Annotated in this window: 22 protein-coding genes and 1 tRNA gene; 10 read left to right on the forward strand and 13 right to left on the reverse strand. The window is 53.9% G+C overall.

Going from position 1 to position 26,473, the window contains the following annotated elements; genetic code table 11:
* Positions 1–202: 202 nt before the first annotated feature.
* The 3 genes from R3I13_RS09690 to R3I13_RS09700 all read right to left on the reverse strand — a co-directional run bounded on the left by R3I13_RS09690 (position 203) and on the right by R3I13_RS09700 (position 2,520).
* Positions 203–1,603: a hypothetical protein gene (locus R3I13_RS09690; RefSeq protein ID WP_346317740.1), complete on the reverse strand. Its 1,401-nt coding sequence runs from the start codon at positions 1,601–1,603 to the stop codon at positions 203–205.
* Positions 1,548–2,117, reverse strand: coding sequence for a hypothetical protein (locus R3I13_RS09695; RefSeq protein ID WP_346317741.1), 570 nt, complete (start codon positions 2,115–2,117; stop codon positions 1,548–1,550). The genes R3I13_RS09690 and R3I13_RS09695 overlap by 56 nt, the downstream gene beginning before the upstream one ends.
* Before the next feature lie 332 nt (positions 2,118–2,449).
* Positions 2,450–2,520: transfer RNA gene (locus tag R3I13_RS09700), tRNA-Cys, on the reverse strand.
* Between the two features lie 106 nt (positions 2,521–2,626).
* Here R3I13_RS09700 and R3I13_RS09705 point away from each other — a divergent pair.
* The 3 genes from R3I13_RS09705 to R3I13_RS09715 are packed head-to-tail and all read left to right on the forward strand — an operon-like array spanning position 2,627 to position 5,296.
* Entirely contained in the window at positions 2,627–3,502 is an 876-nt protein-coding gene (locus R3I13_RS09705) for a nucleoside phosphorylase (protein ID WP_346317742.1), read from the forward strand.
* Positions 3,503–3,533: 31 nt separating this feature from the next.
* Entirely contained in the window at positions 3,534–4,313 is a 780-nt protein-coding gene (dapF, locus tag R3I13_RS09710; RefSeq protein WP_346317743.1) for a diaminopimelate epimerase, read from the forward strand.
* Between the two features lie 44 nt (positions 4,314–4,357).
* Entirely contained in the window at positions 4,358–5,296 is a 939-nt protein-coding gene (locus R3I13_RS09715; protein ID WP_346317744.1) for a magnesium transporter CorA family protein, read from the forward strand.
* Here R3I13_RS09715 and R3I13_RS09720 read toward each other — a convergent pair.
* From R3I13_RS09720 to R3I13_RS09730, 3 genes are read right to left on the reverse strand one after another with little or no spacing between them, the layout of a single operon-like run.
* The gene (locus tag R3I13_RS09720; protein WP_346317745.1) at positions 5,293–5,742 is read right to left on the reverse strand and encodes an NUDIX domain-containing protein; all 450 of its coding nucleotides are present in this window, start codon (positions 5,740–5,742) and stop codon (positions 5,293–5,295) included. The genes R3I13_RS09715 and R3I13_RS09720 overlap by 4 nt on opposite strands.
* A gap of 14 nt (positions 5,743–5,756) precedes the next feature.
* Entirely contained in the window at positions 5,757–6,554 is a 798-nt protein-coding gene (locus R3I13_RS09725; protein WP_346317746.1) for a queuosine precursor transporter, read from the reverse strand.
* The gene (locus tag R3I13_RS09730; RefSeq protein ID WP_346317747.1) at positions 6,551–6,832 is read right to left on the reverse strand and encodes a hypothetical protein; all 282 of its coding nucleotides are present in this window, start codon (positions 6,830–6,832) and stop codon (positions 6,551–6,553) included. The genes R3I13_RS09725 and R3I13_RS09730 overlap by 4 nt, the downstream gene beginning before the upstream one ends.
* A 63-nt stretch (positions 6,833–6,895) precedes the next feature.
* On the opposite strand from R3I13_RS09730, the gene R3I13_RS09735 reads away from it, so the two are divergent.
* On the forward strand, positions 6,896–9,388 hold the full coding sequence (locus tag R3I13_RS09735) for a YfhO family protein (protein ID WP_346317748.1): 2,493 nt from the start codon (positions 6,896–6,898) through the stop codon (positions 9,386–9,388).
* A 67-nt stretch (positions 9,389–9,455) separates the two neighbouring features.
* On the opposite strand, the gene R3I13_RS09740 is transcribed toward R3I13_RS09735, so the two are convergent.
* Genes R3I13_RS09740 through R3I13_RS09755 form a run of 4 tightly spaced genes read right to left on the reverse strand, consistent with a single transcriptional unit; the run spans position 9,456 to position 13,185 of the window.
* A complete protein-coding gene (locus R3I13_RS09740) occupies positions 9,456–10,367 on the reverse strand; it encodes a glycosyltransferase family 2 protein (protein WP_346317749.1) in 912 nt (303 codons plus the stop codon).
* Positions 10,364–11,530: a glycosyltransferase family 4 protein gene (locus tag R3I13_RS09745; RefSeq protein ID WP_346317750.1), complete on the reverse strand. Its 1,167-nt coding sequence runs from the start codon at positions 11,528–11,530 to the stop codon at positions 10,364–10,366. Before R3I13_RS09745 ends, R3I13_RS09740 begins: the two co-directional genes overlap by 4 nt.
* Positions 11,527–12,339 (reverse strand): glycosyltransferase, encoded by an 813-nt coding sequence (locus tag R3I13_RS09750; protein WP_346317751.1) that lies wholly within the window; start codon positions 12,337–12,339, stop codon positions 11,527–11,529. Before R3I13_RS09750 ends, R3I13_RS09745 begins: the two co-directional genes overlap by 4 nt.
* A 9-nt stretch (positions 12,340–12,348) precedes the next feature.
* A complete protein-coding gene (locus R3I13_RS09755) occupies positions 12,349–13,185 on the reverse strand; it encodes an alpha-1,2-fucosyltransferase (RefSeq protein WP_346317752.1) in 837 nt (278 codons plus the stop codon).
* A 48-nt stretch (positions 13,186–13,233) separates the two neighbouring features.
* On the opposite strand from R3I13_RS09755, the gene R3I13_RS09760 reads away from it, so the two are divergent.
* Positions 13,234–14,733: a polysaccharide biosynthesis C-terminal domain-containing protein gene (locus R3I13_RS09760; RefSeq protein ID WP_346317753.1), complete on the forward strand. Its 1,500-nt coding sequence runs from the start codon at positions 13,234–13,236 to the stop codon at positions 14,731–14,733.
* Between the two features lie 8 nt (positions 14,734–14,741).
* Here R3I13_RS09760 and R3I13_RS09765 read toward each other — a convergent pair whose 3' ends face one another.
* The 3 genes from R3I13_RS09765 to R3I13_RS09775 are packed head-to-tail and all read right to left on the reverse strand — an operon-like array spanning position 14,742 to position 16,963.
* The gene (locus R3I13_RS09765; protein WP_346317754.1) at positions 14,742–15,533 is read right to left on the reverse strand and encodes a family 6 glucosyltransferase; all 792 of its coding nucleotides are present in this window, start codon (positions 15,531–15,533) and stop codon (positions 14,742–14,744) included.
* Positions 15,530–16,264: a class I SAM-dependent methyltransferase gene (locus R3I13_RS09770; protein WP_346317755.1), complete on the reverse strand. Its 735-nt coding sequence runs from the start codon at positions 16,262–16,264 to the stop codon at positions 15,530–15,532. Before R3I13_RS09770 ends, R3I13_RS09765 begins: the two co-directional genes overlap by 4 nt.
* 33 nt (positions 16,265–16,297) lie before the next feature.
* Positions 16,298–16,963 carry a C40 family peptidase gene (locus R3I13_RS09775; protein ID WP_346317756.1) on the reverse strand — a complete coding sequence of 222 codons (666 nt, stop codon included), beginning with the start codon at positions 16,961–16,963 and terminating at the stop codon, positions 16,298–16,300.
* A gap of 93 nt (positions 16,964–17,056) precedes the next feature.
* Here R3I13_RS09775 and dnaE point away from each other — a divergent pair, with 93 nt between their 5' ends.
* The 5 genes from dnaE to mqnE all read left to right on the forward strand — a co-directional run bounded on the left by dnaE (position 17,057) and on the right by mqnE (position 26,411).
* Entirely contained in the window at positions 17,057–20,689 is a 3,633-nt protein-coding gene (gene dnaE, locus R3I13_RS09780) for a DNA polymerase III subunit alpha (RefSeq protein WP_346317757.1), read from the forward strand.
* Positions 20,690–20,823: 134 nt separating this feature from the next.
* Complete coding sequence (gene trxA, locus R3I13_RS09785; RefSeq protein ID WP_346317758.1) at positions 20,824–21,141, forward strand: thioredoxin; 318 nt, start codon at positions 20,824–20,826, stop codon at positions 21,139–21,141.
* Between the two features lie 118 nt (positions 21,142–21,259).
* On the forward strand, positions 21,260–22,894 hold the full coding sequence (locus tag R3I13_RS09790; RefSeq protein ID WP_346317759.1) for a nucleoside transporter C-terminal domain-containing protein: 1,635 nt from the start codon (positions 21,260–21,262) through the stop codon (positions 22,892–22,894).
* Positions 22,895–23,034: 140 nt separating this feature from the next.
* Complete coding sequence (locus R3I13_RS09795) at positions 23,035–25,233, forward strand: M43 family zinc metalloprotease (RefSeq protein ID WP_346317760.1); 2,199 nt, start codon at positions 23,035–23,037, stop codon at positions 25,231–25,233.
* Positions 25,230–26,411: an aminofutalosine synthase MqnE gene (gene mqnE / locus R3I13_RS09800; RefSeq protein ID WP_346317761.1), complete on the forward strand. Its 1,182-nt coding sequence runs from the start codon at positions 25,230–25,232 to the stop codon at positions 26,409–26,411. The genes R3I13_RS09795 and mqnE overlap by 4 nt, the downstream gene beginning before the upstream one ends.
* Positions 26,412–26,473 lie beyond the last annotated feature (62 nt).

Genomic DNA, 26,473 nt, shown 5'->3' on the forward strand with positions numbered 1-26,473 from the left:
CGCACCGTAAGCAGCAGGAACAGGGTTCACCGTTTGGGTCGGGGCGGCGGGTTGGGTTTGCGTGTTCGGTTTTTGAGAAAAAGCATCCAGCATGCACGCAAAACAAAAAATGATGTATAAGGACCAAAATTTCATAGATCTCTATTATTACAGACAGGTATAACAAAACTATCTCAGGCAATTTGTATCTGGCCCACTACTACTATCTCCCCTTCAACTCCTTCAACTCCCTCTTCAACTCCTTCACCTCCTTATTCATCTCAATAATATACAACATCTGCTCCTCGATCTTCTGCAGCAGCAATTTATTCATCTCTCCCACATCTATCCCTTCCTTCGCCACTTCCTTTTCAGATGGAATACCCGGCAGGTGTTTGTTCGCATGGATATAGGCTTCCGTTTCATCGATAGTAGGAAGTTTGTAGCCGGCGCGGAATACATAATCCGCCCATGTTTCCAGCGTTACCTTCACTTTACGCGCGGCAATAGTGCCGGCTACCGCCAGCTTGTAATCCGCCTGGGGATAAATGCCCATGCCGACGTTGCCTGCACCGTTCACAGAAAGGGCATTGGGGGAAATAATGGTACCGGCAGTATTATATACGAATAAATCGAGCCTGTCTGAAGTTGCGGTGGTGGATGCTGTATGGTTGAACTGGTAGGCGTGGCCTGTATTGGAAAAGATGGCACCGTTATTCACATCCCTGTTAAAGCTAAGGGCATTGAATTTTGCAGCCAGGCGTTCAGACCCGGTAGCGGGGCCCACACGGAATGAACTGATTGTTTCTAAATTCCCCAACCCATCGAGTTTCGCGATCTGGGTAGTGCCTGCATACCATTTGAAGCCATAAGAGAGATTAGCCATTGGCACGCTGTTCCAAAGATGGCCGCTTTCAATACCGGTAGCAAAATCCACCTGGGTGGCGGGCGTACCGGCGGGGTACCAGACGGCCTTGGTGCCGGTGCTTCTTGTATTGAATGTAGGCGCCAGTATGCCAACACTGTTAAAATAAAGTGTATTGGAAGTAGCATTGTTAAACCCGACAATTCCCGTAGCAGAAATCACGTTAATGCCGCCTACGTCTGATACAATATAAAGGTCGCTATTACCTGTAGCACCATCCCCAATGGCCCCCATGCGCGTGGTATTGTCCGACTGGTAAAACCCCACAGTGCTGGTATTCCCTACTCCGCTGCCGGTGCCTCTCAACCTGAAGTTGTTGGTCACACTGGAATTGGCGCCCATAGTCACGATCCCCGGCATGTTAACGGCGCCGGTTGCACGCATGATCTGAAACGGGACATCAATATGCGTCCCGGCATCATCACGGCGGAGAATACTGAAGTCATATCCACTATTGCTGCCCGTTTCAGCATTCTCTCCCCTAATGACCCATCGCAATTTATTCGCAATGCTCCCGGTAGTTAATGTGGAATTATAGAAAACATAACCGCCTGTTCCCGGAGCAGCATTGATCTCTAAGCCGGTATTGGCCCTGAATATACCCGAAATCCAGGCATTGCCGGTTTGAGCGTCTGTAATCTGGTTATTGATCTGGGAAAACGCGCTGCCGGAAATCATCAACGGCAGGGTTAACAACATGTGCTTTAATTTCATAGTTAATAGAGATAAGTGAATGAATTTGCTGTAAATATAACCGCATTTTGAAAATATCACCATTCACTTCCGCCGTATTTTTTGCACAAATCGCCAGCTTTCCATGTGCGTCCACACAAACGCCGCTCCGCACAGCATTCCCCGGTAACAGGATCATTTCCTGCGCAGCCTCCGGCAAGAACACCGCCCTCAATGTTTCTTCCAGCCGCTCCTGCGCACACCCCGCCCTCAGCAGGCGCAAGCCTTCGCTGACCATCCGGCGGTAAAGCGATACCTCCCGCTCATCATTACGCAATGAGCGGTAAATTTTGGCCGCCGTTGCAGACGAGCATGCCATCCGGCTGGAATACATCCGGAAACGATAATAATTCGGGGCTTTTTTGACCCGTTTGCCGGTAAGCGAACTTTTGCTGCGCGCATAATATCCGCCGTTCATTTTGTAAAATGTGATATTCCCGATCGTACCGGTGATCTTGATCACACCTTCCTGCTTTGCCATAAAAATTGTTTTGGTGATTAAAAAAGTTTTCAGCGCAATTTACCGGCACAGGTTACCGCCGCCAAAAAGTGTTTCCGTTTTTGCCGGTTTTTGCCGATTTTTTCCATTCCGGTATATTTTGTGGTAAGTTCGGGTATATATTGCCGGTGCATTCACCGCATACGGATAGGTCTAATTCCGGTCGTGACCCGATCGTGACCCGATCTGATCGCGATAGCGCCGTAGGGCTACCGTAAGGTTAAAGCGTTCTCAAAGCAGGGTAAAAGCGTTGGAAGAGTAGGACAGAATGCCCGTAAATGCAAAAAGGACCGCCCATTGCGATCCTTTTCCTGAGGTACCGAGCGGATTCGAACCGCTGTAAAAGGTTTTGCAGACCTCTGCCTAGCCACTCGGCCACGGTACCCTTTTGTAACCATCAAATTTTGATGGACTGCAAAAGTAGTAAATTTTAGATATTTGCCAAATCTGATTACAAGATATTCAATTACGGATTAAAAAAAACGCAAGGTATGACCACTCCAATAGCTGAATCCGAACTGATACTCAACGCCCGCGGCGCCATCTACCACCTGGACCTCCGCTCGGACGAACTCGCAGACACCATCATCACCGTGGGAGACCCCGACCGTGTAAAGGCCGTCAGCAAACACTTCGACCATATCGAAGGCCGCTACCAGCACCGCGAATTCGTGACCCATACCGGCAGGATCGGCGCCAAACGGCTGTCTGTCGTGTCTACCGGCATCGGCACGGATAATATCGACATCGTGCTCAACGAGCTGGATGCGCTGGCCAATATCGATCTTGCGACCCGCCTTCCCCGGGAAGAGCCCGTCAGCCTCCGCATCATACGCCTCGGCACCAGCGGCTCCCTCCAGGAAAACATCCCGGTAGACAGCTTCGTGGTATCGTCTCACGGCCTGGGGCTGGACAACCTGCTGCCGTTCTACACCTACCACAACACCCCCGAAGAACTGCAGCTGCTGGAGGCTTTCCGCGGCCAGATACGCATGCATCCCAACGCGGCGCGGCCCTACCTCATTGAGGCTTCCGCAGCGCTGGCGGGTTTGTTCACAGACGGCTTCCACCACGGCATCACCGTTACCTGCCCCGGTTTTTACGCCCCGCAGGGCCGTCAATTGAGGGGCCACCTCTCCCACCCCGAACTGATAGACCAGCTCACCGGCTTCAGCTTCGAAAACAGGCATATTACCAACTTCGAGATGGAAACCGCGGGTATTTACGGGCTGGGGCGCGTGCTGGGGCACGAATGCCTGTCTATCAGCGCCATTGTGGCCAACAGGATCAGGAAAGAATTCAGCAAAGACGGCAACGCCGCCGTGGAAAGCCTCATCGCCAAAGCGCTGGGCATCCTCGCGGCATAATCATCAAAACAATTTTTACCTTTGTGCATAGATGAACATGCATTTCTATAAATACCAGGGAACAGGGAACGACTTCGTGATCGTAGACAACCGGGACGGCGCTTACAGCCACCTTACCACAGCGCAGGTGGCCCACATCTGCGACAGACGCTTCGGCATCGGGGCAGACGGCTTTATGATGCTGGAGAACCGCGACGGGTACGATTTTGCCATGAAATATTACAATTCCGACGGCCGCGAAGGCAGCATGTGCGGCAACGGCGGCCGGTGCCTCACCGCATTTGCCCGCCAGATGGGCATTGAAGCGGCCGAATTGAAGTTCATTGCCGTAGACGGCGAACATGAGGCCAGCTTCCGCGAAAACGGCTGGGTGAACCTGAAAATGCAGGATGTGGACTGGGTGGAAAAAGGAAACATGTATTTTTATCTCAATACCGGCTCGCCCCACTTCGTGAAATTCGTGACGGACGTGCAGGAAGTGGACGTATACCAGCAGGGCCGGGATATCCGTTATAATGAGCGGTTCGCCGCGGAAGGCACCAATGTGAATTTTGTGCAGGAACTGGATAACGGCATATTTGTGCGCACCTACGAACGCGGCGTGGAAGATGAGACCTACTCCTGCGGCACCGGCGTAACCGCCTCCGCGCTCACCGCCTCGCCATCCGAACCCGGCGACTATGCCATCCCCGTGGAAACGCTGGGCGGCCACCTGGAGATCCGCTTCACCCGCACCGGGGAACGCAATTTCTCCAATATCTGGCTCTGCGGCCCCGCAACGCTTGTGTTTGAAGGAAATATTAATATTTAGCCCCCAGGCTATTGGTAAATTAATTCCACTACCTTTGCGCCCGGATGATCCAGTACTTCAAAAATATCGATGCCCGCACTGTTGCTATTGAAGAGCCGGAAAACGGCGCCTGGGTGAATATTACCCCGCCCCTCAAACAGGCAGAGTTTGAGCAGTTATCCGAAGCGCTGGATATACCGCTGGACTTCCTTACCGACTCGCTGGACATCGATGAAAAGAGCCGTTTCGAGCTGGAGGACAACGTGAAGCTCATCGTTATCAAAACCCCCACCGAAAACAATTCCATCAACGAAAGCGACGCCTATTACATCACCATCCCCATCGTGATCATCCTCACGCACAACCAGGTCGTGACCGTAAATTCGTTCGACAATGCGGCGATCAAAAAATTCCTCAACACCTTCCACAACCGCCACCCGGAAAAAAGGAACATGATGGTGCTGAAGGTATTCGAGAAAGTGGTGATGAACTTCCTGGATTACCTCAAAGAGATCAACCAGCGCCGCAACCTGCTGGAACAAAAGCTGTATGATTCCAACCGGAACGAAGAGCTGCTCTACCTGATGCGTATCCAGAAGAGCCTGGTGTATTTCGTGACGGCCCTGCGCAGCAACGAGCTGCTGCTCATGAAGCTGGAACGCACCAACTTCCTGGGGCTGAACGACGATGAGAAGGAATTCCTCCACGACCTGATCGTAGATACCAGCCAGGCGCTTGAAATGGCGAACATCTACACCAACATCCTCAGCAGCACCATGGATGCCTTTGCCAGCATCATTTCCAATAACCTCAACTTCGTGATGAAACGCCTCACCTCCATCACGATCGTGCTCACCCTGCCCGTGCTCGTGGCCAGCATCTACGGTATGAACGTGGAGATACCCTACGCGCATTCCCGGTACGCCTTCTACATACCCGTTACCATCGCCATCGTAACGGCGGTGATCATGAGCTGGTATTTCATGAAGAAAAAGTGGTTCTAAAATTTCGCCTTTACAATATCAGATACTCTTTTATCGGTCGGAAGCGTGACCGCTGCTGAAGAAAATGCATCCCATTCCACCCAGCGCACTCCTTCTATCTGCGTGGCGCCTTCGGGCACTTCAAAGCCGAACGGTTTTTCGAGGATGGGCGCTACAAAAGGTGACACGGCTTTGACGAGATAATATATCGCGATGATCTGCTGTACGTTGTTGAACGCGTTCATCTGGAAAAAGTCGGTGGTGTAGAGGTGTTCCACCACTTCTATATCCTGGTTCACTTCTTCCTTCCACTCCCGCACAATACATTCCAGCGTGCCTTCGCCAAACTCCAGCCCGCCGCCGGGAAACTTCGTATAGTAGCCGCCGCGGATAAACTCGTCGCTCACCAGCACCTGCTTTTTTTCGTTGATCATTATGCCGTATACACGGACTGTAAACTGGGACATTGAAAACAATATTTTTACCTGTTCATGGCCGTTCTTTTCATTTCCGCGGCCGTTTCGTGGCCGAGATACCGCTCCAGGATGCCGTGCACCCAATAGATCACCGGCGTCAATACAATGGCCGCTGCAAACTTATAAATGTAATTGATGAGGCACACGCTCAGCACCTGTCCGATCGGCCACACCGGGTTGCCGTCCGGATTGTAAATAGCGGGCCCGAGGTGGAAGGCGACAAACAGCACCACGAAGCTGTCTATCAGCTGCGATATCAGCGTGGAGCCCGTTGCGCGCAGCCATATCTTTTTCTCCCCTGTTGCTTTTTTGATCTTGTGAAAGGTGAACACATCCACCAGCTGCCCGACCAGGAACGCGGTGAGCGAACCGATGATAATGAGCGAACCCTGGCCCAGTATCTGCCCGTAAGCCTTATCCATATCCGGCACGCCGGAATTTACCTTGCTGGTCACAAAGAACCCCGCCGGCGTAAGATGGATGGCGAGGAAAAATATGATGAAGGCGAACAAAATGAGCCCCGCCGCCAGGAACGACAGGAAACGCACGCCTTTCACACCGTAATATTCATTGATAATATCCGTCATGATGAACACTACCGGCCAGAGCAGCACGCCCGCCGTCATATTGAAGCTGTACGGGTCGCCGAGTATCATCATGTTCACCGGCTGAAAACCGAAGGTGGCTTCCAGGGAAAAGATCTTCACCCCTATGATCTCCGCGATCAGCGCGTTGGCCACTAAAATGCCGCTTAAAATAATGAAGAGCCGGGTCGGTTTGTCTCTGAGGATATTGGTGATCATAAGAACAGTTCCAATTGAAGGAGCAAGATAATAACATTCAAAATAAATATAACAGGATGGATGGCTGCGAACCGCACTTTCTTTCTTAACAGCATGATAACAGCCAGCAGGCAGGTAACGATATTGAGCGGGGCGGCCACCAGCCCTCCCAGCACCATGATGTGCCTGGCCACATGCTCCCAGTTCTCTGTATCGTTCAGCATCCGGATGATAAAACCTACCAGGTAACAGATATTACAGATAAAGCTCACTTTTATCAGGAAACGGAGCCAGTTCATATTGAAATTTCCGATAAAATACAGTTATTTTGGATTCTTTAAAAACTAAACAGGAAAAACCCGATGAAGCAAAACTGGCAAAAAGCCGTCCTAAAGCATGTGTACGCCATCCTCATCTTCCTGGGGCTGTCTTTCTTATTCTGTAGCCCTGTACTGGAAGGATTGGAGATCAGGCAGACGGACACCGTGTCGTGGCAGGCCATGTCGCAGGAAGCACGCGCTTACCACGACAGTACCGGCATCAGCCCCCTGTGGACCAATGCCATGTTTGGCGGCATGCCCACTTACCAGATCTACATGAGCCAGGATAATTACACTTACCAGCTTCACCGGATCCTCACGCTGGGCCTTCCCAAACCCGTCAACTTCTTTTTCCTGGCCATGCTGGGCTTTTATATACTGCTGTCTGTCATGAACTTCCGGCAATGGGTCAACATTCTCGGGGCCATCGCCTTCGGTTTCGCGGCCTATAACCCGATGATCATATCGGCGGGGCACGATACCAAGATGTTCACCATCGCCTATATGGCGCCGCTGCTGGCGGGCATATTGCTCACCTACCGCGGCAAATACCTGATCGGCGGCATTATGACCTGCATCACACTTTGCCTGATGGTAACCAACGGGCACTACCAGATCGTGTTCTACATGCTGCTGCTCTGCCTCGTGATCGGCATCGGCTACCTGGTGAACGCTATCCGTACTCAACAGCTGCTGCCATACATCAAAGCCACGCTGGTACTGCTGGGCTTCGGCCTGCTGTCTGTGCTGCCGTCTACCGTCAGCCTGTGGACCACCTCCGAGTTCAGCAAATACACCATGCGCGGCGGGCATTCCGAGCTTACGGCTGAAGCCGGCCAGGAAGGCGACAAGACCGCCGGCGGCCTCGATAAAAGTTATGCTTTCAACTGGAGCGAAGGCAAGATGGAAACGCTCACCGTGCTCGTTCCCAATCTTTACGGCGGCTCTTCCGTGGGCAAACTTTCCGCAGGCAGCAATACGGCCAAAGCATTTACAGAAATAGGCGTGCCGCCCGCGCAGCAGGAGCAGATACTGGAGCAGATGCCCGTGTACTGGGGCCCGCAGCCGCATACAGACGGGCCTGTTTACTGGGGCGCGGCCATCATCTTCCTTTTTGTGCTGGCCTTCTTTATCGTGAAGGATTTTGCCAAATGGTGGATACTGGCGGGCTGCCTGCTGGGCCTGTTCCTGGCATGGGGCAGCAACTTCGCCTTCTTCAACTACTTCCTGTTCGACCACCTGCCGCTGTTCAGCAAGTTCCGCGCGCCCGCGCAGGCGCTGGTGCTTTGCCAGCTGCTCGTGCCGTTCCTGGCCTGCTGGGCGCTGAACGATGTAGTGAGCAAAGAATGGGATAAAAAAGCGCTGCTCACCAGTGTGAAACAATCGCTGTATATCACCGGCGGGCTGATAGTCGTGCTGTTCCTCGCTTCCTTCGGCCAAAGCTATATGGCGGAATATGATGAAGGCCTGCGTTTTTACCAGCAATTCTTTAGCGGCAACCAGGAAGTAATGGACAAACTGCTGAGCGCGCTGCGGGCAGACAGGGCTTCTGCCCTCCGCCTGGACGCCGTCCGTTCGCTCGTGTTCATCCTCATCGCGGCGGGCCTCATCTGGGCCTACCTGCAAAAGAAACTCCAGGCCGGTTATATGCTTGCCCTGCTTGCGCTCAGCGTAGCGGTAGACCAGATGCTGGTGGCCAGCCGCATCCTCAATTCCAAAAACTATGTGACCCCGACGGATTACAGCGCGGCATTTGCGCCTTCTCCCGTAGACGTGGCCATCAAACAGGATAGGGACCCGTATTACCGTGTATTCAATACCGTTAGTTTCATGAGCGCCATGAGCTCTTACCATCACAGGAGCATCGGCGGGTACAGCCCGGTGAAACTCGCGCTGTACGACGACCTTATCAAATACCAGATCAGCAAGAACAATCCCAACGTGCTGAACATGCTGAACGCTAAATACGTGATCGTGCAGGGCCAGGGCCAGCAAGGTCAGGGCCAGCTCTCCTATTTCCAGAACCCGGAAGCGCTGGGCAACGCCTGGTTTGTGGACAGCCTCGTATGGGCCAAAAATGCGGACCAGGAAATGAAAACGCTGGACAGCCTGCCCACCGGCCGCGCCGTGGTGATCGACGAAAGGTTCAAACCCGCGCTGAACGGGTTTACACCCGGTAAAGACTCCGCCAGCAAGATACAGCTGACCAAATACGGCCTCAACGAATTGCAGTACCGCAGCAGCAACAGCAAACCCGGCTTCGCCGTGTTCTCCGAGATATATTATCCCGCGGGCTGGAACCTGTACGTGGATGGTAAAAAAGAAGACATCGTGAGAGTGGACTACCTGCTGCGCGGCGCGAAGATACCCGCCGGCGACCACCAGGTCGTGATGAAATTTGAACCGAGAAGCTATTACCTCGGCAACATGATCACCCGCTGGAGCTCTATTGCCATGCTGGTGCTGCTTGCGCTTGCCATTGCCTTCGAGATAAGGCGTGGCGCGAAAGCGCAGCCACAGCCGGCTGTAAAATAATAATCGCCTGAAAAGCGAAAAGGGAGCGGATCATCCGCTCCCTTTTTTATTTCCTGTAGTGACGTTCCTAATACCACAACCTTGCCTGCACCCGCTTCAGGTACCCGCGGGCAGCGGCATTCAAAGGCTGGCGTGTTTCTTTGCGCGGTATGTGCAACACTTCGCTCCAGCCCCGGGCCCACTCCTTCCAGTTCCAGCCGGTCTTTTTCAGGAACTCCAGCGACCACATCACGGCGGTGGAAATGAAGTGCGGGAAAGACAGGTAACGGTATGCCACCTTGCTTTTGTTGATCCACAGCATTTTCATCTTGGCGACGTGCGGCGTGCGGCCCAGCGGGCTTTCGTTGTGCAGGATCACGATATCCGAATTGTAGGCGATCGTATAGCCGCTTTGGATCACGCGGTAGGTGAGGTCGTATTCTTCCATGCCGTAAAAGAAATCCACCGGGTAAATGCCCGCTTTTTCATAGACTTCCTTCAGGATGGCATGGCCTGCGCCGATGAAGTAAGGCGCCAGGAACCAGGTTTTATCTTTGTATTGTTCAAATTTCTTGTGGGGGAAGGCATTTACCTGCATCTGCTGCGTGCTGGCGTACAGCACCTTGAAACACAGTACACCGGCCTGGTTGCTTTGCATGAAAGTATTGCCGAATGCAGCTTCGATCTTGCGCAGGGCGTCTGTATCCCTGAACCAGGCGTCGTCGTCTATCGTTACCAGGATGGGCGCTGTGGCCATGGAAATACCAAGATTGCGGCCCCGGGCTACGCCAAGGTTCTCGTTGGAATAATGATATCGGAAGTATGGGAAACCGGCGATGAATGCCGTGACGGGCGTATAATCCGCCGTGGAGGCATTGTTGATGATGATCACTTCTTCCAGCAGCTCCGCGGCGCCTTCCTGCGCGCTGAGGTTGCGCAGCAGCACCAGCAGATCGTCCGGCCGGTTGTAGGTGATGATGATGACGGATAATGATCTCATACTGTATAAAATAAACTGCGGTAGGCTTCTGCAAACGCTTCCATGCTGAAATGCCCGCGCGCATAAGCGATATTGTTCTGCCGCATTGTTTCGAGCGCTACGGGCTGCCAGTTCTTCACCAGCTGCGCCGCAGCGGCGATGATATGCTCTTCGGTATCAAGATGGTTTACCAGGTAACCGTTTTCGCCGTTGCGCACGTGAAAAGGAATATCCCCCGCATCGGTGGCCAGCACGGCCAGCCCGCGGGCCATGCCTTCCATGATCACCATCGGGAAGCCCTCGCGGATGGAGGTGATCATGATCACGCGGTGGCGGCGGTAAAGCTCGTCTATCTTTGCCGCGTCTGCCAGTTCGCCGTAAAAACGGCAATAAGCGCGCAGCTCCTGTGGTATCGCTTCTTCCACGTTCCCGATAAAACCTGCCGAAACGCCCGCCGCTTTTGCGATGGCGGCTACAAGATGCACCCGTTTTTCAGGCGTGCCGCGGCCAACATACAACAGCATATTGTCTTCTTCCAGCGGCGTGGTGTCCTGCGGCAGCGGGATGCCGTTCATCACCAGCTTGATCCTTTCCGCGTAACCGGCGGGTATGCCGTACTGTTGGTACAATTCAAGATGCCGCTGAATGCTTTCCCGGCTGATCATCACCGTGGTTTCGTAATACGGGATAAACGGTATGCGGATATACGAAAAGCTGTGGAAAGCATGGATCAGCTCTACCTGCCTGATACGCCCGGGCACATGCGGGCTCAGCTTGTACGCGAAGTTGCACTGCCCGTTGAATACCACTGGCTGCTTGCGCTGCCTGCTGATATAGGCGGCCGCAATGCCGCGCCAGATGAGGTTGTTGAAGTACAGGAACTTGTTGTCCGTATACTTTGAAATATCGCGGATGGTGTTGCCCGGCGCTTCGAAAGCCGGCAGCATGGCCGCGTTCACGGATCTCTTGGTAAAAAAGATCATCACTTTTTTCCCCGGGAACAGCTTCGCTATTTCGCTGTGCACTTTTTCGGCCCCGCCAACGTGGTAAAAGGGGAAGAACATAAAAATATCATATTCCTCCTTCAAAGGCCGCCACCACGCATACAACCGCCCCAACACCGCGAAGGGTGCAATGAAAACCGCTTCTATCAAGCGTTTTATGCGCAGCAGGGAGTAGATCACAATTTCTGTTTGATGTTTTTCCCGATGGCGGTCAGCAGGTCCTTGCACATACCTGCGAACACCCGTATATCGAACATGTTCAGCCTGCCTTTCGAAAGCCTGCCCGCGAGATAACGCCGCTTGCAGTGATAATGGCGGAAGAACACGTTTTTCTTTTTAATGATGCTCAAGGTCATGGAAGCGCCGTGCACCCGGTAAAGCAGCAGCATTTCAGGCACTTTTTCCATCACCAGCCCCGCTCCTGCCAGCCGCAGCCACATGTCGTAATCCTCCACGGGTTTCTGCGAATCGAGATAAGGGAAACTGCGGAACACTTCCGTGCGTACCATCACGCCCGGATGCGCGATGCAGTTCTTAAACGGCAATGCTTCCCTGATCTGCGCATTCGTGTAATGCGCACGGTCTTCGGGCCAGTCGCCTTTCACTTCCCCCTTTTCATCGATAAAAGTGATGAAGCACCCTACCAGGTCCGTTCCCGGCCTTTCTTCCAGCCAGGCAGCCTGCTTTTCGAAACGCTGCGGCAGGCAGATATCATCCGCATCGATGCGGGCGATGTATTTGCCGCGGGCCTCGCCGATGCCGCGGTTGAGCGTGTAGGCGAAGCCTTTGTTAGGATGATGGAAATAACGGATACGGCTATCCGGATACGACCGGATAATAGTCTCGCTGCCATCGGAGGAGCCGTCGTTGATCACCAGCAGCTCAAAATCGCCCTGCGTTTGCGACAGGATGGCGTCTATGGTCGGGCGCAGGTAGTCTGCCCCGTTATATACGGGCAACACAACTGATATGAGTGGCGATGGCTGCATCATTTCTTTTTAATATTGGCGCCAGCTGTCCGGCACCAGGTCTTTCGCGGTAAGCCCCTCTTTTGCGAACCAGTGGCGCGGGGCCACTACTTCCCTGCCGGGGTATTCGTTCAGCCAGGCGCCCCACCAGCTGAAGCTGCTGTTGGCGATCACCTGGTGCCGGCAACGGCTCATCAGGAACAGGTCTTCATACTGCGTATGGCTCAGGCTGCCGCTGGGTATTTCGTAATCGATGCCGGCGGGCAGGTTGCTTCGCACCCAGGCCGGGTCGTTGGTGAATATAATGAACTTTGCGCCGTTGAAGTGCTGCGCGGCCTTTTCATAATAATCAGGCCCCAGGATGCCATGGAAAGCGGCCGCTTCGCTGTTCGTATAGTCGCCGCGGCGGTAATGCATGGCCACGGTATCCTGCTGCGGCAATTCCGCGGCTTTGGCCATAATGGCGGGGGAAAATTCTATGTTGAAGGTGAAATCTTTCCTGATCTGCGCGGCCTGCGGCTCGAAGTATTTCCAGCTTTGCCAGTATCCTTTCAGGTATACGGGCGGGCGCAGGCTGAAAAAACGCGGGTCGAAGTCCATGCCTGTTTCCCGGAAGATGCGCCGCCAGGGTGCAGGCGCCAGGCGGTTGAACGCTTTTTGCAGGAACCCGGGCCGGGGGATCATCTCTTCTCCCGCAAGGGAAGCGGAAATATGCAGACCGCCAAGCCCGTACATGCCGGCCTGTTTCGGTTCATAACTACCCTTATCCAGGAACAGCGGAACATCGTGTTGTAAAGCAAGCGTACGGCCGGCGGCGTATTGGAACATCTGGTTGCCCAGCCCTCCTTTTAATTGAACAAGGATCAAGAATTACCGGTTTTAGGCGCAAAAATATCTATTTTCGCGGGTATCTATATGGGAATTATCAGAAGCCAAAGCATACGGTCTGCCATCATCACCTACGTGGGTTTTGCCATCGGGGCGCTCAATACCTATCTCTTCATGTCGTTTGTACCGGCTGAGATCTACGGCCTCACGCGCCTCATGTCCAGCACCGCTATGGTATTCTATTCCATCGCCTCCATGGGCACGGCTACGCTGCTCAACAAATTCTACCCGTATTACCGCGATCACCTGCCTTTCGCCCGGCGCGACCTGTTCGGCATCGTGCTCACCGTCAGCCTGATCGGCTTTGCGCTGGTAACCCTTGGCACCATTGTGTTTCACGACCTGGTGGTACAGAAATATTCCGCCAACTCGCAGATATTCGTGGAGCATTTTTACCTGCTCTACCCTTTTACGTTCTTCCTCATGCTGTTCACGCTGTTTGAGAACTTCAGCTACAATCATTTCAAGACCATCTTCCCGATATTCCTCAAAGAAGTGGGCATCCGCGTGATCACCACGCTGATGATCCTGCTGCTGGTCGTGCATTTCTTTACCAATATCCAGTTCGTCTGGGTGTTCTCATTCATCTACGCCGCCGTGTTCATCGCGCTGGTGCTGTACCTGCGGCGGGAAGACTCCCTGCATTTCTCGTTCCGGATCAGCAAGGTGACGCGCAAGCTGTCAGATAAAATGATCTCCTTCAACCTGCTGATCTTCGGCGGCAGCGTGTTTGGCGTGCTGGCGCAGAATATAGACGCGCTGGTAGTGGGCAGCACCAAGGGCCTCGCGGCCACCGGCGTGCTGGAATCGAGTACCTATGTGAGCAATGCTATTGCTGTGCCGCAACGCAGCCTGATCGCCATTGCCATTCCCATACTGGCCAAGGCCTGGAAAGACAAGGATTATAACGGCATCCAAAGCATGTACCGCCGCTCTTCCCTCACCCTGCTCATTTTCGCGACATTCCTGTTCATGATGGTCTGGCTCAACCTGGATTCCGTTTTCGAGATACTCCACATCCCGGAGCTGTACCTCGAAGGCCGTTACATCATCCTTTTCCTTGGCCTCAGCAAGGTGCTGGACCTGGGCACGGGTGTGAACGAGCAGATCATCGGCACTTCCAACATGTGGCGTTTCCAGTTCTACTCCACGCTGGCGCTGCTGGTGGCCAGCATTCCGATGAACATCTGGCTGATCAAATGGCTGGGTATTACCGGTTCAGGTGTGGCCGCACTGATAACGGCTTTCGTGTACAATTCCCTGCGTTACGCTTTCCTCTACTTCAAATACGATATGCAGCCGTTCACCCTCAGAACGCTGTACGTGGTGCTGCTGGCGGTGCTGGGCTGGTATATCTGCCAGTTCCTCATCACCATGGAAAACCCATGGGTGCGCGGCATCCTGCGCACGGGCATCTTTTGCGCCATTTATCTTTTTCCCATCATTTACTTTCAATGGTCGCAGGACGTGACGGAAAGCTGGCGCAAAGGTTTGGCTATGGTGCAGAAATATACCAGGCGGAAATAATCAAATGATCAGCTGAACCAGTTGCGCACGCGCCTTAAAATGCGCTTCGCGATCCCCGGGCGGGGATGCAGGTCGGTATGTTGCCGCATGGCAGCGTTGCCGCCCAGGCGGTTCTTGTCGCGGATGAGGATGATGGGGTCGAAAGGCAGGTCCTTCCTTTCTTCGGGGAAAATATACGCGGGGGAAAGTACCCGCGGATGCCGTTCGGCGATGTACCTGTTCAGGTGCGATTCGTCGTGCCACTGGGCAATGATGCCTTTGTCCAGGTCTGCCTGCACATTATTCTTCAATTCACGGATCAGCGCCAGGTAAGCGGCGGCAGTGCCGCCGTTCACACCGCCCTGTACATAGATCTTCCGCAGTGCGGGGGGCATGTATGCTTTGGAGCGTTTGTCCTTTTTTTCGTAAGGGAAATTTTTAACCGGCTGCCCGTGGAAACCCGGGCTGCTCACGACGGTCAGCCCATCATGCCCCGGCCCGGGCAGGAATTCCTCCGCGGTTACCGTGCGCAGGAATTGCGCGTTCGCGTTGAAGAAAAAGATATAATCGAATTTTTGCAGCTGCTCTTCCACCCCCGAAAAAATATGGAACCGCATGAGCGTGGCATAAGGCCATGCCAGCCATTCCTGTGCAATCACATGCACGCGGGGATGGTCCTTGTAAGGCAGGTCATCCGCGTCTGTGAATACGAAGTATTCCTTATCCGCGCCGGGAATGAAGTATTGTTCGCTGCTGGTAAAGAATTCATCCCAGAACACCTTGTATTTTCCTGTGCAGATGTAGAGCAGGGCTATTTTCATGCGACCGGTTTTTGCGCCACGATGCCGCAGTAAGGTGAGTGGAAAGTACCGTCTGGCAGAGATCTTAAAAGAGGAATGAGCTTATAGGCTACCTGCAGGCCTGCTTTCTGGAACACGTTGCGCGGCTGCGGGTCGTGCCAGAAATCGAATTTGCCGAAGCAGCCCGCGTAGGGCACTTGATAGCCGAGCGCCTGCAACTGCTGCGCCCAGAGTGAAGGCTGCATGGAAGGGATATAATGCCGGGCAAGGTTTTCCTTATCCAGGCTGCTGCGCAGGAACTGCTGCAAGCCGCCCCTGAAATTGGGCGTGGTGATGATCAGCAGGCCGCCGGGCTTCAATATGCGGTGATGCAGCGCGATGATCTCTGGGAAATTCCGGAAATGTTCGATGAACCCGAAGGAGCATACCACATCGTAACGGTCTTCGGTATGGGCCGCATACGCCAGCACGTCGCCCCTTTCCAGCCTGCCGGTGGCAATGCCCAGGCTTTGCAGCCAGCTGCTGAAGCCTTCGTTCATATTCGGCACGAGGTCCATGCCGTTCACTTCCAGGCCTTTTTTGCCCAGGTGCGCCATATACCTGCCGGGAAAGCAGCCGAATTCGAAGAGGCGGCCTCCTTTTGGCAGCAGCGCTTCGTATTGGTCGAGCCACTTCGTGATATTGTCTTCCGCGATAAAGTATTGAAAGTTACTGTAGGAAGCATCCCAGTATTGCTGGTTCACCAGGTCCATTAGAATAGTTTAATCCTGCTAAGCTATAAAAAATCAGTTGATCCTGCCTGCCCCGGCATAATATCTTACCCAATAAGGTTCCCGCAGGTCGCTGATCATGACGCCGTTGCTGCTGGATGCATGCACGAAACGTTCGTTTTCGAGGTAAATACCGACATGGGAAATGCGTCTTTTGCGGTTGATCGCAAAAAACACGAGATCACCGGGCTTCAGCTCCGCCCTTTTGCCGAGGCGGGCCACCTGGTTGTATAGCTGGATGGAATTGCCGGCCAGGGTGATCTGGTACACGGCCGCCATCAGGGTGTTCACGAAATTGGAGCAGTCTATGCCGCTTTTGGTGTTGCCGCCCATGCGGTACGGCGTTCCCCACCATTCTTCGATGAAGTTGTAGAGTTTTTCATTCACCACGTTCTCCACCGGCAGGTCCAGCAGCTGGGCGTATTTAAACTGCCAGGGGCGCGCTTCTTCAATGCTGTTGACCGTAGTGGGCGCATTGCCGATGCGGGTGCTGCGCGTTTTACCCTGGTGCTCGCTGCCCCGGGCATCGCGTTTGATCGCGATACCGTCTATAAATTCCATCTCCTGCTGCTTTGCCGGCGCCGGTTGCTTAGCCGTTTCTTTCGGCTTCAGCAGGGCGCAGCTTCCCAATAAAAGCGCGCCGGCCGGTATCAGGTACAATTTCCCCTTTCTTCTGTGCATTGGCCCCCGTTTTAAAATTGCTGCAATATAAAAAAAATCCGATTTTTGCTGCTTGCTACATTACGATCTTTAAGCTGTAATTCCGAACCGACGATGAAGTTTTCTCACCTGCACGTACATACACAGTTTTCCCTGCTCGACGGAGCCGCAGATATCAAGCAGCTTTATAAAAAAGCCATGGCAGACAATATGCCGGCACTGGCCATTACAGACCATGGCAACATGTTCGGCGCCTTCCAGTTCGTAGCAGAAGCGTATAATAACAAGCTGAACCCGGAGGACCCAAAGGATAAACGCCTGAAAGTGAAGCCTATTGTGGGTTGTGAGTTTTACCTCGTGGAAAACCGCCACAAACGCCAGTTTACACGCGAAGAAAAAGATATCCGCTATCACCAGGTGTTGCTCGCGAAAGACGACCAGGGTTATAAGAACCTCATCAAACTCTGCTCCCTCGGCTATATGGAAGGATTGTACGGCAAATATCCCCGTATCGATAAAGAACTGATCCTTCAATACCACCAGGGCCTCATTGCCACCACCTGCTGCCTCGGTGCTTCCGTGCCCAAGACCATTCTCAAAAAAGGAGAAGAAGAAGGCGAAAAGGAATTCAAATGGTGGCTGGACATCTTCGGCGAGGACTTCTACGTGGAAATGCAGCGCCACGGCATCCCCGAACAGGAAAAAGTGAATGAATGTCTCGTGCGCTTCGCGGAGAAATACAATGTGAAGATCATCGCATCCAACGACAGCCACTATGTAGACCAGGCGGACGCCAACGCGCACGACATCCTGCTTTGCATCAACACCGGCGAAAAGAAAAGCACCCCTTCCATGAAGGAGTTTTCCGACGATGATGCCATTGTGAAAAACAAACGTTTCGCTTTTTATAACGACCAGTTCTATTTCAAGAACACGCAGGAGATGAGCAAGCTGTTTGCAGACCTCCCGCAGGCGATCGACAATACCAACGAGATCGTGGATAAAGTGCAGCTGCTGGACCTGAAGCGCGACATCCTGCTGCCTAACTTCCCCGTTCCGCCGGAGTTCATCACGCAGGACCAGTACCTGCGCCACCTCACTTACGAAGGCGCGCGCCAGCGTTATGCGGAGATCACACCCGAAGTGGAAGAGCGCCTCAACTTCGAGCTGAATGTGATCGAGAACATGGGTTTTGCCGGTTATTTCCTCATCGTGGGCGATTTCATCAAGGCAGGGCGCGAGCTGGGCGTGTTCATCGGCCCGGGGCGCGGTTCCGCGGCAGGTTCCGCCGTGGCGTACTGCATCGGCATCACTAATATAGACCCCATCAAATACGACCTCCTGTTCGAACGTTTCCTGAACCCGGAACGTAAGAGCATGCCCGATATCGACACGGACTTCGATGATGAAGGCCGCCAGAAAGTGATCGACTACGTGGTGCAGAAATACGGCAAGCAACAGGTAGCGCAAATCATCACCTACGGTACCATGGCCGCCAAAATGAGCATCAAGGACGTGGCGCGCGTGATGGACCTGCCGTTGCAGGATTCCAACATGCTGGCCAAACTGGTGCCGGATAAGCCGGGCATCCAGTTGTCGCGCATCTTCAACGCCCCGCTGGACGGGGATAAGAGCCTTGCTGAAAAAGAAGGCCTTGCCGCGGAAGACCTGGAAAACGTGAAGCGCCTCCGCGAGCTGATCAAAGGCAACGACCTGCAGGGCGAAGTGCTGCGGGAAGCTTGCGTGCTGGAAGGTTCCGTGCGCAATACCGGCATCCACGCGGCCGGCATCATCATCGCCCCTACAGACCTCTCCGAGCTGATACCCGTTACCACCGCGAAAGATTCCGACCTGCTGGTAACACAGTTCGAAGGGAACGTGATCGAAAGCGCCGGTGTAATCAAGATGGACTTCCTGGGTCTCAAGACCCTCACCATCATCAAAGGCGCTTTGCAGATGATCAAAAAGAACCACGGGGTGGATATCGTGATAGACGACATCCCGCTGGACGATGCGAAGACTTTTGAACTGTACCAGAAAGCCGAAACCAACGCCACGTTCCAGTTTGAAAGTCCGGGTATGCAGAAATACCTGCGCGAGCTGAAGCCGGACAAATTCGCTGACCTGATCGCGATGAACGCCCTTTACCGCCCGGGGCCGCTGGAATATATTCCCACCTTCATCCGCCGCAAGCACGGGCTGGAGCCCGTTACCTACGACGTGCCGGTGATGGAGGAATACCTTGCGGAAACCTACGGCATCAACGTATACCAGGAACAGGTAATGCTGCTCAGCCAGAAAATGGCGAACTTTTCCAAAGGCGACGCGGACATTCTCCGTAAAGCCATGGGTAAAAAGCAAAAGGCCGTGCTGGACAAAATGAAGGCACAGTTCATGGAAGGCTGCAAGACCAACGGGCACGACCTGAAAATGTGCGATAAAGTGTGGACCGACTGGGAAGCATTCGCATCCTACGCCTTTAACAAATCCCACTCCACCTGTTATGCCTTCGTGGCCTACCAGACGGCTTACCTCAAGGCCCACTACCCTGCCGAATACATGGCCGCCGTGCTGAACAACGCCAGCAACCTGGAAAAGATCACCTTCTTCATGGAAGAATGTAAACGCATGGGGCTGGACGTATTGCCGCCCGATGTGAACGAATCCTTCAAAGGTTTCGCGGTGAACAAAAGAGGCCAGGTGCGTTTCGGCCTTGCCGGCCTGAAAGGCGTGGGAGAAGCCGCCATTGAGAATATCATCGAAGAACGTGAGAAAGGCGGCGCTTACACGACCATTTTCGACATGATCAAACGCGTGAACCAGCGCGCGGTGAATAAAAAATCGCTGGAGGCCCTGGCCATGAGCGGCGCGCTGGACTGCTTCCCCGAGCTGCACCGCGCGCAATATTTCCATTCAGCGGAAAACAGCACCGGGCTGGAAAAGATCATCCGTTTCGGGCAGCAGGTGGCCGCGGGCAGCCAAAGTACCGGCGGCCTGTTTGGCGACGCCTTTATGGATGAGATACAGCCGCCGAAGATCCCCCCCTGCGATCCCTGGCCGCTCACCATCAAGCTCAACAACGAGCGGGAAGTGACGGGCATCTACATCTCCGGCCACCCGCTGGACGATTACAAGTTCGAAATGAAGCACTACCACATGAACACCCTGGCGGAAGTGACCGAATACCAGAACCTGATCAGCACCCCTTCAGACAACAATAAAGGCAAAGCCAAGGACTTCAGGATGGCGGTGTACGTGAGCGGCGCCGTGGAGCGCATCTCGCGGAACAACAAGCAGTTCGGCATCATGACCCTGGAAGATTATACCGGGAAATTCGAGTTCGCGCTGTGGAGCGAAGACTTCCTGAAATTCGCCACCCACTTCAAAACCGGGCTTTGCCTGTACGTGAACGGCGGTTTTAAACCGAGAAGGTTCAACGACAACGAGTACGAGTTCAAAATAAACAGCATGCAGTTGCTGCAGGAGGTGAAACGCACGCAAACCCGCAAGGTAGGGCTCATTACCATGCCGCAGTTCATCACCCCGGAGGTGATCGATTTTTTATCTGACAACATCCAGAAAAACCCCGGCAAGGCCGAGATCTATTGCCAGCTGATAGACCGGGACGAGGAACTGATGGTAAAACTGCACACTTTCACCAAACACGTGGAGATGAATGACGAACTGGCACAGTTCCTTAACTCACAGCCGGACATCGATGTCTATATCGACACATTCAATAAGTAGCGATGCCAAAAAAGCAGTAGTTTTACACCGGTTTAGTTTTTGTATATATTGCATATCGATTTGACAAAAGCCAAACCGACAACAACCTGAGAACCAATCATTTATTAAAATTATAAACTTTTAAATCTATAAAAATGGCTTTAGAATTCACAGATGCGAACTTTCAGACCACCGTTCTCGATTCGAACAAGCTGACTGTGGTAGACTTTTGGGCAGAATGGTGCGGTCCTTGCCGCGCGATCGGTCCCGTGATCGAAGAACTGTCTAAAGATTACGATGGTAAAGTGAACGTTGGTAAGGTGAATGTGGACAACAACCCGCAGATCTCCATGAACTACGGCATCACCAGCATCCCCGCTATCCTGTTCATCAAGGACGGTAAAGTGGTAGACAAGCAGGTGGGCGCGGTTCCCAAATCTGTACTGGAAAAGAAGATCCAGGCTAACCTCTAGTACTGGAGAACGCATAAAATTGGAAGAACGCAGCTCTTATGAGCTGCGTTTTTTTTATGCCCGGGCGCCATCATATGAACATATTCCCTTATTTTGCCTGATAAATCAATCTCTGAGAATGCTACAATGGGAAAATGTTGCCCGCGGCGCGCTGGGTATGTTCTTTCTTGTCCTGGTTTGTTACCTCCTGAGCAATAACCGCCGTGCTATCAACTGGAAGCTGGTGGGCATCGGGATCTGCGCACAGGTGATGTTCGCCATGGGCGTGCTGAATACGCAGCTGGGCGGGCAGCCCGTCTTCTGGGTCCTTTTCGGGATCATGATCCTCCTTTATTCCTTCAACCGTTTCAGGCGTAAACAAAAAGAAGGCTTTGGCCTTCCTAAAGATATGCTCAGCTGGCTGCTGGCGGTTGCCGCCCTGGCCGGCTTTTTTATTGGCATTATCCGCAGCTCGCAGTTCCCGCTCCCGGCGGTGGCTTTTTTCGTGGGGCTTATTCCCATTGTGGCGATGATAAAAGTGTTGCAGAAAAGGAATATAGAGCTGCTGAAATGGACCATCCTGGCGGCCTGCATTGTGCTGACCGTTTCCGTGTACATGCGCTGGTGCCCGGCCAATGTATTCAGCAGCACGCTTTCAGGGGTATCCAATTCATTCGTGAAGCTGATCAATCTCAGCCATAAAGGCACTGAATTTATGTTCGAGGGGCTGGCCGATTTCAGGGGCGAATGGGGATATATTTTCGCGGTGCAGGTGCTGCCCAATATCATTTTCTTTGCGGCGTTGAGCTCTGTGCTGTATTACCTCGGCGTACTGCAAAAGATCGTGTACGTTTTCGCTTACCTGCTCAATAAACTCAGCATTTCCGGCGCGGAAAGCCTTTCCACGGCGGCCAATATCTTCCTCGGGCAAACCGAGGCCCCGCTGATGATCAGGCCTTACCTTGAAAAGATGACGCGTTCGGAGATACTTTGTATCATGGTGGGCGGCTTTGCCAACACCGCCGGCAGCGTACTGGCGGCTTATGTCAGCATGCTGGGCGGCCCCGATGCGGCGCAGCAGGAATATTTTGCGCTGCATATGCTCAGCCAGAGCATCATGAGCGCCCCGGCAGCCATCGTTTGCGCGAAGCTGCTTTTCCCTGAAACACAGGCGCATCTAATCCAGAAAGACCTCTACGTGCCCCGTGAGAAGCTCGGCGACAACTTCCTGGACGCGCTTTCCATCGGCACTACCGACGGCCTGAAACTGGCCGTGAACGTGGGCGCCATGCTGATCGTATTCACCGCGCTGATGTACGTGGTAAATGGCCTGCTGGGCTGGGTGGGCGACCAGACGGCCCTTAACCCGCAAATAGCAGCCATGAGCGGCGGGCAGTATAAAGAGCTGAGCCTGGAAATGCTGCTGGGCTACCTTTTCAGTCCCGTGGCCTGGATCATAGGCGTAGCGCAGCAGGACATGCTGGCCGTGGGGCAATTATTGGGGCAAAAGACCGTGCTGAACGAATTCCTCGCTTACCAGACCCTGGCCAAAATGAAGACGGCCAACATGATCCACGACCCGAAATCGCTGCTGATAGTGACCTATGCCCTGTGCGGGTTTGCCAACTTCGCCTCCATCGGCATACAGATCGGGGGTATCAGCCAGCTGGCGCCCAACCAGCGCCGCAACCTGACGGAACTGGGCGTGAAAGCGCTCATCGGCGGCACCATCGCCTGCCTGATGTGCGGGTGCATTGCGGGGGCGCTGAGCTGATCGGCGGCACCTGATATGCGGGTGTACAGCAGGGCGCAGCCCTGAGGGAAAACAGCCATTTGCCGCCCGCTGGCCTGTAGTGCCGGTTGCCCGGCAATTTCAGGCGATTTAACGATTAATCCATGTTAATCTCAGCCGCTGTGAGTACATTTACAAAGCGAACCGTGAAGACAGGCTTTGATCATATCACTATCACCTATAACGGATATCACTTGCGTAATTTTACCCTGCTCGCCCTGTTCATACTTTCTTTCGCAGGCGCGTCGGCTCAACGGAAATGCGGAACGGAAACGGCCCTGGCGCAAAAGCTGAAAGCCCAGCCAAAGCTCGTGGCCAAAATGCAGGCCGTGGAAGCCACTCTCCGGAAAACCAGGCCCCCGCGCGATCTCCAGCGTGTCAATCCCCGCGTGACCATTCCCGTGGTAGTACACATCGTGCTGCCGGATCCTTCCATCGTAACCGACCAGCAGATACTCAACCAGATAGCGACCCTCAACCAGGACTATATTGCTCAAAATGCGGACATAGCGAACGTTCCCGCCGTATGGCAGGGCCTTATCGGCAATTCCGAGATCCAGTTCTGCCTGGCCGCGCGCACGCCCGGCGGCGACCCTACCAGCGGTATTACCCGCACCGTGACGCAGCGCAGCAGCTTTTCCATCAACAGCGCCGCCCCCGAAGTGAAATACGCCGCCACCGGCGGGGCCAACGGCTGGGACAATACCCGCTACCTCAATGTTTGGGTCTGCGTGCTGGACGATAATTACCTGGGGGTGGCCACGCCTCCCGGCAACGTATACCCACCCGAAGAAGACGGCGTGGTGGTGAACTACCGCGCCTTCGGCGACGTAGGCTCCGCCCGCGCGCCGTTCAACCTGGGCCGCACCCTTACCCACGAAGTAGGCCACTTTTTCGGGCTCCGGCATATCTGGGGCGACGATAACGGCAGTTGCACAACGGACGACGGCGTGGCGGATACCCCGCCGCAGGGAGACGCCACCTATGGCTGCCCTTCAGGCGTGGCTACAGACATGTGCTCCCCTGCCGCCCCCGGCTACATGTACATGAACTACATGGATTATGTGAACGACGCCTGCATGATCTTATTCACCACCGGGCAAACAGACCGTATGCGCAACGCGCTGGACGCACAACGCGCTTCGCTGCTTACCTCCAACGGCTGTACGCCCGTTAATCTCCGCAACCGCGACGCGGGCATAGCAGAAGTATCACAACCGGCGGGCTACCGCTGCGAAGCAACGCAAACGCCGCTCGTGATACTGAAGAACCGCGGCTTTGACCCGCTCACTTCCGTGACCATCCGTTATACCGTCAACAACGGCGCGCCGATGGATTACAGCTGGACGGGCAACCTGGCTTCGCTGCAGCAAACAGCCGTAGTACTGCCTGTATTCCAGGCCGGCCAGGGCACGTTCACCTTCAAAGCCTGGACACTGAACCCCAATGGCGGCGCGGATGAGCAGCCGGAAAACGATACCGCTTCCATTAATTTCTTCTACCGCAGCCCGGCCGCCATGCCGTTTGCAGAGGCCTTCGAAGGCGCGGCATTCCCGCCGGAAGCCTTCAGCATCCGCAATCCTGACCGCAGCTTTACCTGGGAAAGAGCCGCCGTAGGCAGCCAGGGCAGCAGCCGCAGCGCCTTTATGCGCAACCTGGGTTACGCAATTAACAACCAGGTAGATGACCTCATTGGCCCGGTGATAGACGCATCCCTGGCAGATTCCGTATTCCTCAGCTTCGACGTGGCGGCGGCGGTAAGCACCGATCCGGCCACCACCGGCAATCCCTGGGATACGCTGGAAATATTGGTTACGCTCGATTGCGGGCAAACGTTCATCCCCACAGGTTACAAGAAATGGGGCAGCACGCTCATCACCCGCAAAACGCCCGCCAGTGCCGAATTTGTGCCCACCGCCAGCGAATGGCGGAGAGACACCGTAAACCTCACCGCTTTCGTGAAAAAGCAGCCCTTCCGCGCCGTGTTCCGCAACACCTCGAACTACGAGAACAATGTGTATATCGACCAGGTGAACATCTTTAAAAAAGACGCCAACCCCGACCTCGTAAGCCGCGGCATCCTCATATGGCCGAACTCCTTCAGCAGGCAGTTCTACATCGAGTTCAGCGCCTGGCCCGAAGACCTGAAAAGCATTGCCGTGTATGATGCCGCGGGCAGGCAGGTATACCGCCAGGAGCCCGTGATCCGCAGCGGCAACCGTACTACAATTGATTTGGTAAATGCCTCAAATGGTGTTTACTTTGTAACGTTATTTTACAGCCAACAGGTGAGGACATATAAAATAGTGAAAGCAAAATGACGACGACCACAGCACCAAAGCCCGGATTACTGACCATCTTGTCTGCACCCACCCTGGATAAGGATCTCAAAAGGATCGCCGACAAAGTGCTGAACCGGGAAAGGCTTACGCAGGAAGACGGCGTAACGCTGTTTGAGAAGGGAGATATCGGGTACCTCGGTGCGCTTGCCAACCATGTCCGTGAAAGATTACACGGCAACAAAACTTACTTCAACCGCAATTTCCATATAGAGCCTACCAATGTTTGCGTATTCACCTGCAAATTCTGCTCTTACTCCAGGCTTTACAAGAACCGCGAAGACGGCTGGGAACTGAGCATCGACGAGATGCTGGACATCGTGAAGAAATACGACAGCCAGCCCGTTACCGAAGTGCACATCGTTGGCGGCGTGCATCCCAAAATGAACCTGGACTTTTTCATGGAACTGATGCGCCGCATCAAGGCTCACCGGCCGGACCTGCACATCAAAGGTTTCACGCCCGTGGAGCTGGATTACATGTTCCGCAAAGCGAAAGTGAGCATTGAGGAAGGCATGCGCATGATGAAAGAGGCCGGCCTGCAATCCCTTCCCGGGGGCGGCGCGGAGATCTTCCACCCGGATATCCGCAACCAGATCTGCCACGATAAGGTGGATGCCGACGGATGGCTGGCTATCCACCGCACGGCTCACCAGATGGGCATGGTCACCAACGCCACCATGCTCTACGGCCACATCGAGCAGTTCTGGCACCGCGTGGATCATATGGAGCGCCTTCGCCAGCTGCAGGACGAAACGCATGGCTTCAATACATTCATCCCGCTGAAGTTCAGGAATAAGGACAACGATATGGCGCATGTGCCGGAATCCACCATCGTGGAGGATCTCAGGATGTATGCCATTGCGCGGCTTTACATGGACAACTTCCCGCACCTGAAAGCCTACTGGCCTATGCTGGGAAGGAACAGCGCGCAGCTCACCCTTTCCTTCGGCGTAAACGACCTGGACGGCACGATAGACGATACCACGAAGATCTACTCCATGGCGGGTTCTGAAGAACAATCCCCTTCCATGAACACCGCACAGCTGGCCATGCTCATCAAACAAGCCGGCAGAACGCCCGTGGAAAGAGATACCGTGTACAACGAAGTGAAAGATTATTCCAACGTGGAATTCAGCGAGGAAGAGCTACTGAATTAAAATAGCTGTTAATATTGTAAAAAAGAGGAAGGGCCCGGCTTTTCCTCTTTTTGTTTTTTATT

This window comes from Chitinophaga sp. YIM B06452, assembly GCF_039655965.1.
In the GTDB taxonomy this organism is placed as follows: Bacteria; Bacteroidota; Bacteroidia; order Chitinophagales; family Chitinophagaceae; genus Chitinophaga.

Excerpts from the sequence above, each read along its gene's own strand:
- R3I13_RS09770 (WP_346317755.1), bottom strand. The coding sequence starts at position 16,264 with ATGGACCTGGTGAACCAGCAATACTGGGATGCTTCCTACAGTAACTTT.
- dapF (WP_346317743.1), top strand. The coding sequence starts at position 3,534 with ATGAACATGCATTTCTATAAATACCAGGGAACAGGGAACGACTTCGTG.
- R3I13_RS09750 (WP_346317751.1), bottom strand. The coding sequence starts at position 12,339 with ATGCAGCCATCGCCACTCATATCAGTTGTGTTGCCCGTATATAACGGG.
- trxA (WP_346317758.1), top strand. The coding sequence starts at position 20,824 with ATGGCTTTAGAATTCACAGATGCGAACTTTCAGACCACCGTTCTCGAT.
- mqnE (WP_346317761.1), top strand. The coding sequence starts at position 25,230 with ATGACGACGACCACAGCACCAAAGCCCGGATTACTGACCATCTTGTCT.
- R3I13_RS09720 (WP_346317745.1), bottom strand. The coding sequence starts at position 5,742 with ATGTCCCAGTTTACAGTCCGTGTATACGGCATAATGATCAACGAAAAA.
- R3I13_RS09735 (WP_346317748.1), top strand. The coding sequence starts at position 6,896 with ATGAAGCAAAACTGGCAAAAAGCCGTCCTAAAGCATGTGTACGCCATC.
- R3I13_RS09690 (WP_346317740.1), bottom strand. The coding sequence starts at position 1,603 with ATGTTGTTAACCCTGCCGTTGATGATTTCCGGCAGCGCGTTTTCCCAG.
- R3I13_RS09695 (WP_346317741.1), bottom strand. The coding sequence starts at position 2,117 with ATGGCAAAGCAGGAAGGTGTGATCAAGATCACCGGTACGATCGGGAAT.
- R3I13_RS09730 (WP_346317747.1), bottom strand. The coding sequence starts at position 6,832 with ATGAACTGGCTCCGTTTCCTGATAAAAGTGAGCTTTATCTGTAATATC.
- R3I13_RS09705 (WP_346317742.1), top strand. The coding sequence starts at position 2,627 with ATGACCACTCCAATAGCTGAATCCGAACTGATACTCAACGCCCGCGGC.
- R3I13_RS09775 (WP_346317756.1), bottom strand. The coding sequence starts at position 16,963 with ATGCACAGAAGAAAGGGGAAATTGTACCTGATACCGGCCGGCGCGCTT.
- R3I13_RS09765 (WP_346317754.1), bottom strand. The coding sequence starts at position 15,533 with ATGAAAATAGCCCTGCTCTACATCTGCACAGGAAAATACAAGGTGTTC.
- R3I13_RS09760 (WP_346317753.1), top strand. The coding sequence starts at position 13,234 with ATGGGAATTATCAGAAGCCAAAGCATACGGTCTGCCATCATCACCTAC.
- dnaE (WP_346317757.1), top strand. The coding sequence starts at position 17,057 with ATGAAGTTTTCTCACCTGCACGTACATACACAGTTTTCCCTGCTCGAC.
- R3I13_RS09790 (WP_346317759.1), top strand. The coding sequence starts at position 21,260 with ATGCTACAATGGGAAAATGTTGCCCGCGGCGCGCTGGGTATGTTCTTT.
- R3I13_RS09725 (WP_346317746.1), bottom strand. The coding sequence starts at position 6,554 with ATGATCACCAATATCCTCAGAGACAAACCGACCCGGCTCTTCATTATT.
- R3I13_RS09740 (WP_346317749.1), bottom strand. The coding sequence starts at position 10,367 with ATGAGATCATTATCCGTCATCATCATCACCTACAACCGGCCGGACGAT.
- R3I13_RS09715 (WP_346317744.1), top strand. The coding sequence starts at position 4,358 with ATGATCCAGTACTTCAAAAATATCGATGCCCGCACTGTTGCTATTGAA.